Annotated in this window: 9 protein-coding genes; 5 read left to right on the top strand and 4 right to left on the bottom strand. The window is 60.5% G+C overall.

Annotation, left to right across the window (positions count from 1 at the left end; all coding sequences use genetic code 11):
- The first annotated feature begins 109 nt into the window (after positions 1–109).
- Positions 110–3,379 carry a type I restriction endonuclease subunit R gene (locus HMPREF2710_RS06650; RefSeq protein WP_070600240.1) on the top strand — a complete coding sequence of 1,090 codons (3,270 nt, stop codon included), beginning with the start codon at positions 110–112 and terminating at the stop codon, positions 3,377–3,379.
- A 240-nt stretch (positions 3,380–3,619) separates the two neighbouring features.
- The gene (locus HMPREF2710_RS06645) at positions 3,620–4,666 is read left to right on the top strand and encodes a glycosyltransferase (RefSeq protein WP_070600238.1); all 1,047 of its coding nucleotides are present in this window, start codon (positions 3,620–3,622) and stop codon (positions 4,664–4,666) included.
- Positions 4,667–4,818: 152 nt separating this feature from the next.
- On the opposite strand, the gene HMPREF2710_RS06640 is transcribed toward HMPREF2710_RS06645, so the two are convergent.
- Complete coding sequence (locus HMPREF2710_RS06640; protein ID WP_070600235.1) at positions 4,819–5,721, bottom strand: PIN-like domain-containing protein; 903 nt, start codon at positions 5,719–5,721, stop codon at positions 4,819–4,821.
- Positions 5,722–6,159: 438 nt separating this feature from the next.
- Here HMPREF2710_RS06640 and HMPREF2710_RS06635 point away from each other — a divergent pair, with 438 nt between their 5' ends.
- A complete protein-coding gene (locus tag HMPREF2710_RS06635) occupies positions 6,160–6,771 on the top strand; it encodes an ANTAR domain-containing response regulator (RefSeq protein WP_070600233.1) in 612 nt (203 codons plus the stop codon).
- Positions 6,772–7,010: 239 nt separating this feature from the next.
- Here the strand turns inward: HMPREF2710_RS06635 and HMPREF2710_RS06630 are convergent, their stop codons facing one another.
- The 3 genes from HMPREF2710_RS06630 to HMPREF2710_RS06620 form a co-directional block, all read right to left on the bottom strand.
- On the bottom strand, positions 7,011–7,259 hold the full coding sequence (locus HMPREF2710_RS06630) for a hypothetical protein (RefSeq protein ID WP_005506231.1): 249 nt from the start codon (positions 7,257–7,259) through the stop codon (positions 7,011–7,013).
- Positions 7,260–7,357: 98 nt separating this feature from the next.
- Entirely contained in the window at positions 7,358–7,864 is a 507-nt protein-coding gene (locus tag HMPREF2710_RS06625) for a PaaI family thioesterase (RefSeq protein ID WP_070600231.1), read from the bottom strand.
- Positions 7,865–7,994: 130 nt separating this feature from the next.
- Complete coding sequence (locus HMPREF2710_RS06620; RefSeq protein WP_005506227.1) at positions 7,995–9,272, bottom strand: dicarboxylate/amino acid:cation symporter; 1,278 nt, start codon at positions 9,270–9,272, stop codon at positions 7,995–7,997.
- Positions 9,273–9,716: 444 nt separating this feature from the next.
- On the opposite strand from HMPREF2710_RS06620, the gene polA reads away from it, so the two are divergent.
- Together polA and rpsA are read left to right on the top strand one after the other, a co-directional pair.
- Complete coding sequence (gene polA / locus HMPREF2710_RS06615) at positions 9,717–12,725, top strand: DNA polymerase I (protein ID WP_070600229.1); 3,009 nt, start codon at positions 9,717–9,719, stop codon at positions 12,723–12,725.
- 703 nt (positions 12,726–13,428) lie between these two features.
- On the top strand, positions 13,429–14,883 hold the full coding sequence (rpsA, locus tag HMPREF2710_RS06610; RefSeq protein ID WP_012903633.1) for a 30S ribosomal protein S1: 1,455 nt from the start codon (positions 13,429–13,431) through the stop codon (positions 14,881–14,883).
- Positions 14,884–14,888: the final 5 nt, after the last annotated feature.

Here is a 14,888-nt window from a genome sequence, read left to right as displayed (position 1 = left end):
GAGATATACAACGCCGCACAGCTCACCACAGAAAATGAGCAACCGGCACACAGGCAAAGTATTCACACAACATGCAAGGTGCAAGACACCAGCAACGAAAGGAGCCACCGTGGCTGAAAAGAACTGGGAACTGAGCGTCCTCTCTGAACTCGCAGATAAGGGCTGGGAGCTAACCAACGGATCCGGTATTCAGGCAGACACCACCTACGAAGAGCGCGTACGGGCAACCCGCGTTCCGGACTCGATTCTGCCCAACTACAAGGCGTTCCGTCACGGCCGTGAATCCCGTGAATCCCTCATCATCCCCGGCGAGGTCAAGGAAGCCCTGCGCCGCCTCAACCCGGACGCCACCGAAGACCACGTGCAGAAGGCCTACACCACCCTGACTCGCCGCCGCAGCGCCAACATTATGGCTGAGAACAAAGAAGCTCTCGGCTACATGAGCGCCGGCATCCCCGTGGAAATGAAGGCACCCGACGGCACCCTGCGCACCCGCAACCTGCAGGTCATATCCGCAGACCCCGCCCAGAACACCTACCTGGCGGCGCAGCAGGTCACCGTCTTCTCCAGCGGACGCACCTACCGCCTGGACGTGGTGCTCTACTGCAACGGCCTGCCCGTAGGCATCATCGAGCTCAAAGATCAGGACAAGAAGCTCACCGAAGCCTACAACCAGATGAACACCTACCAGCGTGAAATCCCGCAGGCATTCATCTACAACATCGTCACCATCATGGGGCAGGCCGACCACGCACGCTACGGCACCATCGGCACCCCGCTCTCGCACACCGCCCAGTGGAACTACAACGCCGAAGGTGCAGAAACCCCCAACGGTACCTACCACGACGATAACGGCCAGCACAGCACCCCGCTCAACCGCATCATCCAGGCCTTCGGAACCCCCGAAATTCTGCTCGACATGATGCGCCACTTCACCCTCTTCGTAGGCACCGGCAGCGAAGAAGGCAGCAAGTCCTACGTCAAGATCCTCGCCAAGGCACACCAGTACTACGCCGTCCGCGAGGCACTCGACCGCGCCGTGAAGACCCACACCGGCAGGGGACAGGTAGGCGTCGTCTGGCACACCCAGGGCTCCGGCAAGTCCTACTCCATGCTGTTCTTCGCCCGCGCCGCCATGCGTGAAAAGGCGCTGCACAACCCCACCATCGTCGTGGTCACCGACCGCACCGACCTGGACAGCCAGCTCTACACGACCTTCCTGAACGCCAAGGACATGCTCCCCGAGGAACCCGTCCAGTTCGATTCGCGCCGTGAACTAAAGAACCGCCTGAACGACATCCAGTCCGGAGGTATCTTCTTCACAACCTTGCAGAAGTTCGGCATGGAAGACCCCGACGAGAAGTTCCCGCAGCTCTCCGACCGCTCGAACATCATCGTCATGGTGGACGAGGCACACCGCTCCCACTACGACACCCTGGAAGGATACGCACACAACCTCAACACCGCCCTGCCCAACGCCAAGTACATCGCGTTCACCGGCACCCCCATCGACAACAAGACCGGTAACACCACCGCAGTCTTCGGCGACTACATTCACACCTACGGCTTCGACCGCGCCATTGAAGAAGGCGCAACTGTCCCGCTGCTCTACCAGCCGCGCCACATTAAGATGGCAACCACTGAAGGCAGCGAAGAAATCGGCCAGTCCATTGAGGAGCTGACTGATGCGCTGGAACTCGAAATGGCCAATAAGACCAAGCTTGAGCAGACCCAGATTATGAAGCTGCTGGCCTCTGACGAGCGTCTGGACGAGGTCGCGAAGAACATTGTCGAGCACTGGGAAGAACGCCGCGAGCTCATGCGTGAAGAAATGAGCGGCGGCATCGGCAAGGCCATGGTGGTTACCTCCGGTCGTGAGCACGCCGTGCGACTCTTCCACAAAATCATCGAGAAGCGTCCCGACTGGGCCCCCGAAGGCCCCGAAGACATCAACGGTGGCCGCGTGCAGGTGCTGATTTCCGGTACCACGAGCGACACGGAGGAGCTCGCACCCTTCCGCCGCAACAAGGCCGATTCCCGTGCGGTTGAGCGTCGCATCAAGGATCCCGAAAACCAGTTGGAAATCATTGTGGTGGCCGATCGTCTGCTCACCGGCTTTGACGCCCCCGTACTGCACACCATGTACATGGACCGTCTGCAGAAGGAACACAACCTGATGCAGACCATCGCCCGCATCAACCGCACCTACAAGGAAAAGCAGTCCGGTCTGATTGTTGGCTTCCTGCCCTTGCACACCAACCTGCGCAAGGCCCTGAAGCAGTACGCCACCGGTGGTGAAGAGGTCAACTTCAACCCCGTAACCCGCGGCGAGAAGCTGCTGGAAGACTTCAAAACCTCCTACGCGCAGCTCACCGAATACCTGGGCATCGACTGGTACGCCATGGCTGAAAGCCGCGGAAATGGCGTAGACCCGCGGGAATACGAACGCATGCTGACCCTGGTACAGAGCAAGATCCTGGGTTACGAGCAGGACGCGGAACGCGCACCTCACGGTGATGCACCGCAGGTCACTAAGCTCCTGAGCCACATCATCGACCTGTACCGCCAGCTCATTCCCCTCAAGGACAAGGAGGAAGTATCTAAGGTCCTCACCCCGGCCATGATTGCGCGGCTCGAATTCCTGCGTGAAGTACACAAGGGCGTGAAGAACCGCCGCCTGACCGACCGTGCTTTTGAACAGACCATCAGCGCTGAAGAAATCAAGCAGCAGATGGAACGCCTGTTCAACGAGGCCGTGGAGACCGGTGGCACCAACATCATCACGGTGAATGCCAACGGTGAGAGCGTTATCGACCTGCGTCAGCTGACCGATTCGGCAATCGAGCAGCTGTCCGGCACGGATGCGGCCGCTCTGGTAGCTCAGAATGCCGCCGATCTGGTGACCATGCAGATCCAGAACTCCCTGGAAGGCCAGCAGGCACGAGTCGTCTACTTCATGAAGCGTCTGGAAGAGCTGCTCAAGCGCTACAACGCCTTTGAGAATAAGAGCAGCAAGGAGCTTGAAGAGCTGCTGCTCGCTGTTCGCTCGCTGGCTACCGAGGCTGAGAATGACGCCGAACGTGGCCGCCGCCTGGGCCTGTCTGCTCGCGAGGTCCGAGTCTACGACGAGCTGTGCGCAATCGACATTCTGACTCAGGTTCTGACGGAGGATGAGCTTGTGATGTTGGCTCGCCAGCTGAAGGACTCCGTTGCGGATGCTGCGGCTCTGGACGCTGCGGATAACACCGGCAAGGCTAAGCTGAAGGTGCAGATTCGCGGTAAGCTGTTGCGTTTCCGCCCGGTGATTGAGCGCGCCGGTGCTGTGTTTACGGATGTTGTGGATGAGGTTGCCGGCCACCTAGGAGATCTGAACTTCTAATTAATCGCCGAGAAGCCACATGTGTTTCGAAAAGCCACCAAAGACGTGGCTTCTCGAAACACATGTGGCTTTTCGCGGTTAGTGGGCGGGTAATGACGACGGGCAGCACACGATGCGGGGCTCTGGGATATTCTGAAACTAGAAGATGCGTAGCGAGAAAAAGTGCCGACCCCTCAGGCGGTCCCGAGCATCGCACACCATACAGCCCAATTCACCCCGAACCTCAGCGAAGGAGCTACCATGGCAGCCACCCACCTCCCCGGAACTCTTCCCGACCCCAACTACCAGCCCACCTACCGTTCCAACGGCGCGGGCGACGACCTCGCCGCACTCGTTGCACCGTACAGCCTCTCGCGCGTCCAGCTCGCTGAGGCTACCGGTATCGCTGACGAGGCTACCGTGAACAGCTGGGTTGAGCAGTGCTGCCCCGAACTCGCGGCGGATGCTCCCGCGCCCCTCGAACCCGTGCTGCGATACCTGGACGAAACCTACCTGCCCGACCCCGCAAACTGGCCCGGCGATAACGCCTACGACGAGTACATCCTCGAGAACATTGCCGCCCGTATGCTCGCCCGCGTTGTTGCTAACACTTTCGCCGCTGACCGTTCCGGCGACTACCGCGAACTGCTCGCGCTCGTTGCAACCCTTGTGCTGATTGCCCGCTACTGGGATGGCACCGATGAGGCTTTCCTGACCCTGCTCAACGCCGAGCCCACCGCGCAGGCAGACGAATACCTGCAGGAAGCTATCGCGAACACCCCCGAGTCCCTGCGCTCGCTCCTGGCCGAACTTCTGCTGCCCGCCCTGCGTGAGGCGCGCGGCACCTTCACCGCCGACGAGGCACGCCTGCTGACCGGCTACGCTCTCGCCGCCGGATACTACGCGGGCGAGCACCCCTACGAGACCCTGAACGGCATCCACGTTGCGTTCACCGCAGATGAGCGTACCCAACCTGACACTGAGCAGATTCGCCGTGTTGAGGACGTCCTCAAGGCTAATTTCCGTGCCGCTCATGAGGGCGCCGGCGCTACCGAGAACCCGGAGCCGCACTACGTCACCCTGCCTGGTGACCAGGACGGCTATGAAACCGCCGCGCACCTGATTGCCGCCCTGTCCCAGGCACACGACGTTATCGCTTTCAGCACCCAGCCCGGCGAAGGAACCAGCGCGCTCGCTGACGACCGCCGCGCCGCCTTCACCCTGTACCTGTGCTACCTGATGCTCGGTGATGACGAGTCCTCGGAGGAGCGCGCCGCGGAGCTGTACCGCACCAACCGCGGCAAGTAGGTTTTCGCGCCCTACTTTGATTCTGTAGACACCTTGCCCGCAGACGCTAAGAAGCCACATGTGTTCGAAACACATGTGGCTTCTCGCGGTTAATGGTGGTGGTTAGTGTGGTGTGGTGGGATTATTCTCAACGGTGACTGTGCACGGCGAATTTACACAGCTACAGGCTGTTCCGCGCGAATCGCGTTGTAGGTTGAGTCGCTGACGGTCACGCCGTACTGGTTGGAGGCGAGGCGCAGGATCTCCTCAACCGTGTAGATGCGGAATACGCCGCCTCCGGTTGCCTTAGCGTATTCACGCAGTAGCTGACGGTTCGCGAGCTGACGTACGGGTTCGCCGCCCGATGCGGCGCGTACCTGCTGACCGTTGCGTAGCCAGGTGTCGCGCACACCGCCGGTGACGAAGACGCAGTCGGTGCCCTTCACACGGGTGGTTGCTTCGGTAACGCACTGGTTCCAGAGCGCGAAGTCGGCGTCAAAGCTGGCGTTAGCGAGCAACGGGTGGCCCTGTGCGAGGGCTTCGCGGCACTGCTGTTCGTGGCGTTCGGGGCTGGGTGCCGCACCCACGTGGCCGGTGAAGATGCGGTTCAGTCGCGGCAGGATCGTGTCGTCTTCGTGGCGTGCCATGTTGATGGATCCGGTGTCGGTGGTGGGTTCAAGGATCTTCATGATCTGCGCGATGGAGTGGTCCAGCTGGTGCGTGACTGAACGCAGTGCGCTCCAGGGGGAGTTGCGTTCTTCGGGCAGGGTTTCTTTGAAGGATGCGAGCGCTGAGCGGACGCGGTCTGCGGCGGCGGGTACGGGGGAGGCGCCGTCGAGTGCTGCCCAGAATTCTTTGAGTGCCTGGTGGGGGAGGAAAGCGTGTCCGCGCAGCTGCGAGTAGACGCGGAGGATTTCGTCGCTGATGTGGGTTGGGTAGTTGTAGAGGCTTGCAAGCGCGGTGGAGTCGAAGGCGATGAGAATTCCGGGGTGAATGGAAGTCAGCGGGGCGCGATCGAGTTCCTTGTACTCGACGAAGTCTGAGTACAGGGTGCGTGCTTGACGGGTGATTGACATGAATCCCCTCCGGGTATCGAGTATGGGTGGTCAAATGTGAGTGCCGGAGAAGTCGAGGAGAATACCTATTTCAGTGTATCGGCCTTCTGCGGCGCGTGATGGGGTTTCGATATAAATATTTTGTTTATTACTTTTGTGTCTAACCCGAGGGGGTGTTAGTGCATGTCAGAGTCATTTTCGGGTCCATGTTTTAGGTGTGAATTTCGCCGCGTGACCTCTGCATTGTGCGGTTTTGTTTTCACAGTCATGAGCAGTATAGAACAAAAATGTGCATTAATATGCAAAATCTGATGGAGGGTCACAAAATGGCGTCAGAAAACTTTTTCAACATGCACATGGGACGCATATAACACGCCTGAGACAAGGCGAGAAAGTAGATGAACGTTTAATCCGTCCTGTAGACTTTAAATGATTGAAATTTGATAAAGGAGAAGAGTTATGTCAGAGCTGACCACTCAGGATCAGGCGGAGAATCAGGCCCCGGCCCGCACCGTCGTCGTAGCAGAAGACGAGGCATTGATTCGCCTCGATATCGTTGAAATTCTGAAGGACCAGGGTTTCGACGTCGTAGCAGAAACCGATAACGGCAAGACCGCCGTCGAGCTAGCACAGAAGCACCGCCCCGACCTCGTCCTCATGGATGTGAAGATGCCGATTATGGACGGCATCACCGCAGCTGAAGAAATTGCGAAGGAACAGATTGCTCCCGTCGTTCTGCTGACCGCATTCAGCCAGAAGGAACTCGTTGACCGTGCCGTTGAGGCGGGCGCTATGGCGTACGTCGTCAAGCCGTTCTCCCCGAACGACCTGGTTCCCGCAATCGAGGTGGCAATCAGCCGCTACGAGCAGATTCGCGCCCTCGAGAAGGAAGTTGGTACCATCCGCGACCAGTTCGAGACCCGTAAGCTGGTTGACCGCGCAAAGTCGCTGCTCATCACCAAGATGAACCTGACCGAGCCGGAAGCATTCCGCTGGATTCAGAAGACCTCCATGGACCGCCGCCTGTCCATGCGCGAAGTTTCTGACACCATCATCAAGCAGCTCTCCTAAGCACAAGACGTGCAAAGTACGTGACAGTACAGGTACGAATGCACGCTACGGCGAAGACTAGGAATCGCCGATGAGCACACACGGCTGGTGCATTGATGAACCAGCGCCTTATTCATGACACACAAACGCCCCACCCCTCACAATGAAGCTGAGGGACGGGGCGTTCGTGTTTAACGGTTCGCGTGTGTGCGTTGTAAACCGGCGCTTAGCGCGGGCGGGAACCCAACGCTACACGGAACTTAACGCAGGTAGCGGTTCAAATCGTCTTCGTCATTGTTGGGGCCGCTAATGGGGCGGTCCGTGGGGGAGCCAGCCCAGAGCATGCCGCCGGTACCGAGCATCACGCCCAGCCACCAGAAGCTGCCGGGGTTGTTGATGGCGGTGACCAGGCACACCAGCATCACGCCGATTGCGATGGGCAGGACAATGCGCTTGGCGCGCACAATCTTCGGGTAACGCTTGAAATAGGGGGTGCGCTCGCGGGCCATGGTGCTCCTTCTGGTCGTACCTTCTGGTGGGGTGTTGGCGGGGTGCCGTGTACCCCGTGCTTCTACGATTTTAGGCTACTTGCTGAAGTTGTAGGACGTTAGGCAGTGGGGCGGGGAATCAGCATATTGGTGATGCGCGCCGTGCAGGTGGTGCGGCCGCGCTCATCCACAATGTCGATGGAGTGGATGCACAGGGTGCGTCCGAGCTTGACGGCGGTGCAGGTTGCGGTGACCACGCCGGAGACTGCCGGGCGCACGTGGGTTGCGTTGATGTCCACGCCGACTGCTACGAGGTTTTCGCCGCCGTGCACACCTGCGGAGAGGGAGCCGAGGGTCTCGGCGAGGACCACGTTGGCGCCGCCGTGCAGCAGGCCGATGGGCTGGGTGTTACCGGCGACGGGCATGGTTGCGACGGTGCGTTCTGCGGTGAGTTCCTGGAACTTAATGCCCATGGCGGGGATGAGCTCGCCCAGACCGCGGGGGAAGTAGGGGTGCAGGTGCTCGGGGATTCCGCTTTCGGTCAGCTGCGCCTTGATTTCTTCTGCGGTGAGGGTGGTGGGCGCTGCCGCGCGGACGGGTGTGTGCTGTGTGTTGTTTTCAGTCATGACTTCCAGTGTACTCCTTGGTTTTTGTTGCTTTGGGTGGGATAGCTTTTCGCGGGTGCTTCCGGGTGCGGGTCAGCCCCGCCTCCTACAGGGGAGGCGGGGCTGAAAAACGCTATGGAAGCGGAGAGGATTAGGCGGAAATAGCTTCTGCCTTTTCGATGTCCTCGTCGCGGATTTCCTTATCGGGGTTCGCTCCGATTGCCTTGGAGATACGCTCGGTCAGGGCTGCGATGGTCGCGTCACCGGTCACGTTGGTTGCGGTGCCGAAGGAGTCCTGAGCCAGGTACAGGGCAATCATCAGGGCAATCATGGAGGCATCGAAACCAAGCATGGACTGCAGCAGACCGATTGCGGTCATCACGCCACCGCCGGGAACGCCGGGAGCGGCAACCATCATCACGCCGAGCACCAGAATCATGGGGATCAGGCTACCGAAGTCGGGGTGCTGGCCGGTCATGAACAGCACTGCCACCGAGCAGGAGGTAATGGTAATCATGGAGCCGGAGAGGTGAATGGTCGCGCACAGCGGAATCGCGAAGTCCACCACGCGGGGGGAGATGCCAGCCTTCTTCGCCGAACGCACGGTCACCGGGATGGTCGCAGCCGAAGACTGGGTACCGATTGCGGTGAAGTATGCCGGGAGCATGGTCTTGAGCATCTGGATGGGGTTGCGGCGAGAAATCGCGCCAGCCACCGAGTACTGCAGCGCCAGGGTGACCCAGTGCAGAATAATCACCATGACGAACACAAGACCGAAGACGGAGAGAATCTTCGCCACCTGACCGGCGAGGGTCATGTTTGCGAACACGCCCACAATGTGCACCGGCAGCAGGGGGATAATCACGTAGCCGAGCATCTTCTCAACGATGACCTGGAAGTCCTCGAAGAGGTTCAGCATCGCACGGGTCTTCAGTGCGGTAATACCCAGGCCCAGGATGAAGGAGAGAATCAGTGCGCTCAGCACGCCCATAATCGGGGTCAGCTCGAAGGAGATGTAACCCTTGGACAGTGCGTTCTCGGGGTTATCGAAGGAAGCGAGCTGCTGACCCTTCAGGATGATGGGGTAGAGCAGCAGTGCGCAGGTCAGTGCCAGGAAGCCAGCAAGGATGCTGGAGATGTACGCCAGACCCACGGTGATGCCGAGCATCTTGCCCGCACCCTGCGCGAGGGAACCAATGCCGGGCACGATGAAGCCGATAATAATCAGCGGAATCGCGAAGCTCAGGAAGGCGCTGAATACGGTGGAGAAGGAGACGAAGAGCTGCACAATGAGGTCGGTGGGGATGGCTGCGCCGGTTGCGTCATTGATGCCGCTAATCATTCCGGGGGTCAGCATGCCGATGAGCACACCCGATGCAATCGCGATGATAATCCACGCGAGAAGGGGAAGTTTTTTGAGTGCCTTCATAGTTTCCTAAATGAGGGTTCGTTGTGTGTTAAGCGCGGGAGGTGCCCTCACAGTCCAGTGAATCCTGCCGGTGAATTCTGGGTAGAGTTCTGCCTATGAATACACGGGGTGTGGGGGTTCCTACGCTGGAGGCGATAATAAGGTTATATATTATCTGGAAACCGTATTATTATCCACCTCACATAGTGGCTTGGGGCACAATTTTTGAGGGGAAAACTCACCAAACGCACCCCACCGGCACCTATATATGAGGTAAAACTCTTTCCACACACCCCGTTATTCCGCTATATGGCACAGCACCGACACCCAACACAGCACCGACACCCAACACAGCGCGGGTGCCTCCCCACAGGGCTCTAACCCGTAACCACCGAAACTAGCCCCCCGAACCCAGCAGCCACGAAGCCAACCACCAAGAAAACTCAGACTCGATACACTAGAGGAGTGACTACAGAGAACAAAACCCTCCTGCTCATTGACGGACACTCCCTCGCCCTACGCTCCTTCTTCGGCATCTACACCATGGCCGAAAAGACCGGACAGCACATCTTCGTGCGCAGCGACGGCCAGCACACCGAAGCCGTCCACGCCTTCCTCTCCACCCTGCTGAGCATCATCAAAGACAACCAGCCCAGCCACATCGCCGTAGCCTTCGACCTACCCGGCGGCACCTTCCGCACCGCCGAATACGGCGAATACAAGGGCGGCCGCAACGCCATCCCCGAAGCCTTCAACGGCCAGATCGACCTCATCAAGAAGATGCTCGGCGCGCTGAACATCCCCGCGCTCACCTACGAAAACTACGAAGCCGACGACATTGTCGCAACCCTCACCCGCCGCGGCACCGAAGCCGGCTACAAGGTCCTCATCCTCTCCGGCGACCGCGACATCTTCCAGCTCGTCACCGACGACGTCACCCTGCTCTACCCGGTCACCACCGGCCCCTCCAAGGGTATTCAGCGCATGGACCCCGCCGCCGTCGAAAAGAAAACCAAGGTACCCCCGCACATGTACCCCGACCTTGCCGCCCTCACTGGTGAGCAGGCGGACAACCTGCCCGGCGTGCCCGGCGTGGGCCCCGGATTCGCCGCCAAATGGCTCGGCGAATACGGCTCCCTCGACGCCGTCATCGAAAACAGCGACAAGATCGGCGGCAAGAAGGGCGAAGCACTACGCGAAAACATCGACAACGTCGTACGCAACCGTCGCCTCAACCAGCTCGTCAACGACCTCGACCTGAACGTCACCCTCGAAGACACCGAATTCACCCCCGACCTGGATGCACTCAACACCTTCTTCGACGAGGTGGAGTTCCGCACCATCCGCAAGCGTGCCGCCGACACCCTCGGCCCCATCGTGCGCGCCGCTGGATCCGCAGGCTCTGCAAGCTCCGCCGCAGAAGCAGGGGAGGAGGGTGCCATCAAGAAGGCGCCCACCGGCCCCGTCTACGCACCCATTGCCACCAGCGCACCCACCAAAAACGCAGACGCAGCAGCATTCCGCGCCTTCTGTGCCGCCGCAGCCGAAGAAAACTACGGCACCGACGAACAGGGCGCGCCCATCGCCGTACCCGAACGCCTCGAAGGCGCTGTGACCCTCTACCCGGTCACCAACCTGCCCGTAGCGCGCCCCGCCATCGGCGACGCACCCGCCGTCAAGGTCACCAAAACCAAGATCCGCGCCGCCGAAGAAAACCCCGAACTGCTCGGCGTGCTCCTCACCAGCAAGAACACCAGCCTCTGGATCGACACCCGCACCATCGACCCGGAACTCGACGCCGCCCTCGCCGCCTGGCTCTCCGACGAAGCAGCCCGCAAAATCGTCATGGACCTCAAGGTTCAGCGCAAACTCCTGCGCGCCTACGGCTACGAACTCGCCGGCGCCGTCGAGGACCCCGCGCTGTCCTCGTACATGTGCGGCTTCATCCCCACCGCAACCCGCAAGCTCTTTTCCGAACGCATGGAAGATCTCGCCGAACGCTACCTGTGGATTCCCAAGGAACCCTACGCGCAGCTGGTCTTCCAGCCCGAGACGCGCGAAGAACCCTCCCTGTTCAGCCTGCCCGGCGAAACCGAACCGGTCGAGAACCTGCGCTACTTCACGCAGATTAGCCGCATCATCCACGAGCTTGCGCGCCTGTTGCACTACGAAATGGAAGAGCACGGCCAGCTGAAGGTCTACGAAGAAATCGAGCTGCCGCTACTGTACGTGCTCGCAGACATGGAGCAGGCCGGCATCGCCGTCTCCGATGCGCTCCTGACCGAGCTGCACGACACCTTCTCGGCACGCGCCAACCAGGCGCAGGAATCCGCCCGAGCCATCATCGGCGGGGAGGTCGCCACCGAGGACGGCGAAGAACCCCTCAACCTCGCCTCCGTCAAGCAGCTGCAGACCGTGCTCTTCGAGACCCTCGGCCTGCCGCACACCCGCAAGATTAAGTCCGGCTACTCGACCGACGCCGAATCCGTCACCGAGCTGCTCTCCAAGATCTCGCCCGAATCCGACGGCGCAGCGTTCCTGGGGGCGCTCATCGCCTACCGCGACAACATCAAGCTCGCCCAGACCGTCGAGGGCCTGCAGAAGGCCGCCACCGAGGACGGACGCGTGCACACCACCTTCCAGCAGGGCGCCGCATCCACCGGTCGACTCTCCTCGACCGCGCCGAACCTGCAGAACATCCCGATTCGCACCGAGGAGGGCCGCCGCATCCGCGGTGCCTTCATCGTGGCTCCCGAGCCCATCGACGGCGTGGAGTACGAGGGTCTGCTCACCGCCGACTACTCGCAGATCGAAATGCGCATCATGGTGCACCTGGCCGCCGACGAGAAGCTCATCGCCGCCTACGAGGCGGGGGAGGACCTGCACCGTTACGTCGGCTCCGAGGTCTTCGGTGTCGCCCCCGAGGACGTCACCCCCGAGCAGCGCTCCAAGGTCAAGGCCATGTCCTACGGTCTGGCATACGGTCTGTCCCGCTTCGGCCTCGCCAAGCAGCTGAACATCAGCTCCGACGAAGCGGGCGAACTGCGCACCAACTACTTCAAGCGCTTCGGACGCGTGGGACGCTTCCTGCGCGGCGTGCTCAAGCAGGCACACCAGGACGGCTACACCGAAACCATTTTCGGCCGCCGCCGCGTGCTGCCCGACCTGGACTCGCCCAACCGTGTACGCCGAGAAGCCGCCGAACGCGCCGCCCTCAACGCCCCGATTCAGGGCACCGCCGCGGACATCATCAAGATCGCCATGATCAACATTCACCGCCGCCTGCGCGAAGAGGGCCTGAAGACCCGCATGCTGCTGCAGGTGCACGACGAAATCATCCTCGAAGTCGCCACCGGTGAGCGTGAAGCCGCCGAACGCGTGCTCGTCGAGGAGATGAGCGGTGCCGCCTCCCTGCGTGTTCCTCTGGATGTGCAGGTCGGCTGGGGTAAGTCCTGGCAGGAGGCGGGCCACTAGGCTCACTACCTTGTATTGATTTCCGCACGGAAAGGCAGTTATCGTCCTCGTTCCTACAGGCAGGGGTGGGTGGGTACGCTATACCCTTCCTCCGCTCCTGCAGGGGAACCCACCCTCTCGGGCGCTCCGCCCTCTCCTTGCTTCGCCGCGGAGAGCACCCGAGAGGGTACCCTGATGTCGCTTCCGGAGGGTATAGCTACCCCTCGTTCCAGCCTGGTGCGAGCATGAGGAGGGGCGGTGTCGTCCGTAGTGACATCAGGGTGCCCGAAGCGAAGCGAGGGCGGGTGCCCCTGTAGGAACGAGGACGAGCACAGCCCCTCGCATCCCAGCGTTACTAAAACCGCAAATAAGTACGGGAATCCCGGGCGCGTAACCATTGACGACACGCCCGGGATTCCCGTACACTATTAATCGCGTGTACCAACGTACGGGTTTTCTATGCTCTTTTTCTCCTTAAGAAAACGGGGAGAAAACGGGCACGGACTGCTCGTGCACCCTGCTGAGAGCATCTGCTTCCGGTGGGTGGTACACATTGTAAGTATCCGTCAGCTCGACGTTTCCTCACCCCGTTCAAAGGCGTTATCGGCCCTATGCCGTGCGCGCCGGGGTGAAAAAGTGAGCCGGTCGGCGCCTCCACCCGGGGGTGTTGAGCGGTGAACCGGTAGCGTCGACCTATTAGAAATCCAATTGGAGCCCTCACTACATGAGCACCAACATCCCTCAGGTCGCAATCAACGACATCGGCGACGAGCAGGCATTCCTCGAGGCTGTCGAGCAGACCATTAAGGTCTTCAACGACGGCGATCTCGTCTCCGGCCAGGTCGTTAAGATCGACCACGATGAGGTTCTGCTCGACATCGGTTACAAGACCGAAGGCGTCATCCCCTCCCGCGAGCTGTCCATCAAGCACGACATCGACCCCTCTGAGGTTGTCGAGCTCGGCTCCGAGGTTGAGGCACTCGTCCTCACCAAGGAGGACAAGGAAGGTCGCCTGATCCTCTCCAAGAAGCGCGCACAGTACGAGCGTGCATGGGGCGACATCGAGAAGGTCAAGGAAAACGACGGCGTCGTTACCGGTACCGTTATCGAGGTTGTCAAGGGTGGCCTTATCCTCGACATCGGTCTGCGTGGCTTCCTGCCCGCATCCCTCGTTGAGATGCGCCGCGTCCGCGACCTCGCACCTTACATCGGTCAGCAGATCGAAGCTAAGATCATCGAGCTGGACAAGAACCGCAACAACGTTGTTCTGTCCCGCCGTGCATACCTGGAAGAGACTCAGTCCGCTGTTCGCTCCTCCTTCCTCAACGAGCTGGAGAAGGGTCAGGTCCGCGAGGGCGTTGTCTCCTCCATCGTCAACTTCGGTGCATTCGTGGACCTGGGTGGCGTGGACGGTCTGGTTCACGTTTCCGAGCTGTCCTGGAAGCACATCGACCACCCGTCCGAGGTTGTCGAGGTTGGCCAGCCCGTTACCGTCGAGGTTCTCGAGGTGGACCTGGACCGCGAGCGCGTGTCCCTGTCCCTCAAGGCAACCCAGGAAGATCCGTGGCAGGCATTTGCTCGCACCCACGCTCTGGGTCAGATTGTTCCCGGCAAGGTCACCAAGCTCGTTCCCTTCGGTGCATTCGTGCGCGTTGAGGACGGCATCGAGGGCCTCGTCCACATCTCCGAGCTGGCAACCCGCCACGTTGACCTGGCTGAGCAGGTCGTCTCCGTTGGTGAAGAGGTCTTCGTTAAGATCATCGACATCGACATGGACCGCCGCCGCATCTCCCTGTCCCTCAAGCAGGCAAACGAGGGCGTTGACCCCAACGCTACCGAGTTTGACCCCGCTCTGTACGGCATGGCTGCAGAGTATGACGAGGCTGGCAACTACAAGTACCCCGAGGGCTTCGACCCCGAGGCTAACGAGTGGCTGGAAGGCTTCGACGCACAGCGCGAGGCTTGGGAAGCACAGTACGCAGAGGCACAGGCTCGCTTCGAGGCTCACAAGGTTCAGGTTGCTAAGGCTCTCGAGGCTGACGCAGAGGCTGCAGCAGCAGCTCCCGCAGCAGCTGAGCCCGCACCGACCTCTTACTCCTCCGAGGAGCCCGCTTCCGCAGGTACCCTCGCATCGGATGAGGCACTGGCTGAGCTCCGCAAGAAGCTGACCGGCAACTAATCTGC

It is taken from the genome of Rothia sp. HMSC069D01, from assembly GCF_001810135.1.
In the GTDB taxonomy this organism is placed as follows: domain Bacteria; phylum Actinomycetota; class Actinomycetes; order Actinomycetales; family Micrococcaceae; genus Rothia.
This window is presented reverse-complemented; position numbering and strand designations above follow the sequence as displayed.

Coding starts and splice junctions, on each gene's coding strand:
- HMPREF2710_RS06645 (WP_070600238.1), top strand. CDS start 3,620: ATGGCAGCCACCCACCTCCCCGGAACTCTTCCCGACCCCAACTACCAG.
- HMPREF2710_RS06640 (WP_070600235.1), bottom strand. CDS start 5,721: ATGTCAATCACCCGTCAAGCACGCACCCTGTACTCAGACTTCGTCGAG.
- HMPREF2710_RS06635 (WP_070600233.1), top strand. CDS start 6,160: ATGTCAGAGCTGACCACTCAGGATCAGGCGGAGAATCAGGCCCCGGCC.
- HMPREF2710_RS06630 (WP_005506231.1), bottom strand. CDS start 7,259: ATGGCCCGCGAGCGCACCCCCTATTTCAAGCGTTACCCGAAGATTGTG.
- HMPREF2710_RS06625 (WP_070600231.1), bottom strand. CDS start 7,864: ATGACTGAAAACAACACACAGCACACACCCGTCCGCGCGGCAGCGCCC.
- HMPREF2710_RS06620 (WP_005506227.1), bottom strand. CDS start 9,272: ATGAAGGCACTCAAAAAACTTCCCCTTCTCGCGTGGATTATCATCGCG.
- rpsA (WP_012903633.1), top strand. CDS start 13,429: ATGAGCACCAACATCCCTCAGGTCGCAATCAACGACATCGGCGACGAG.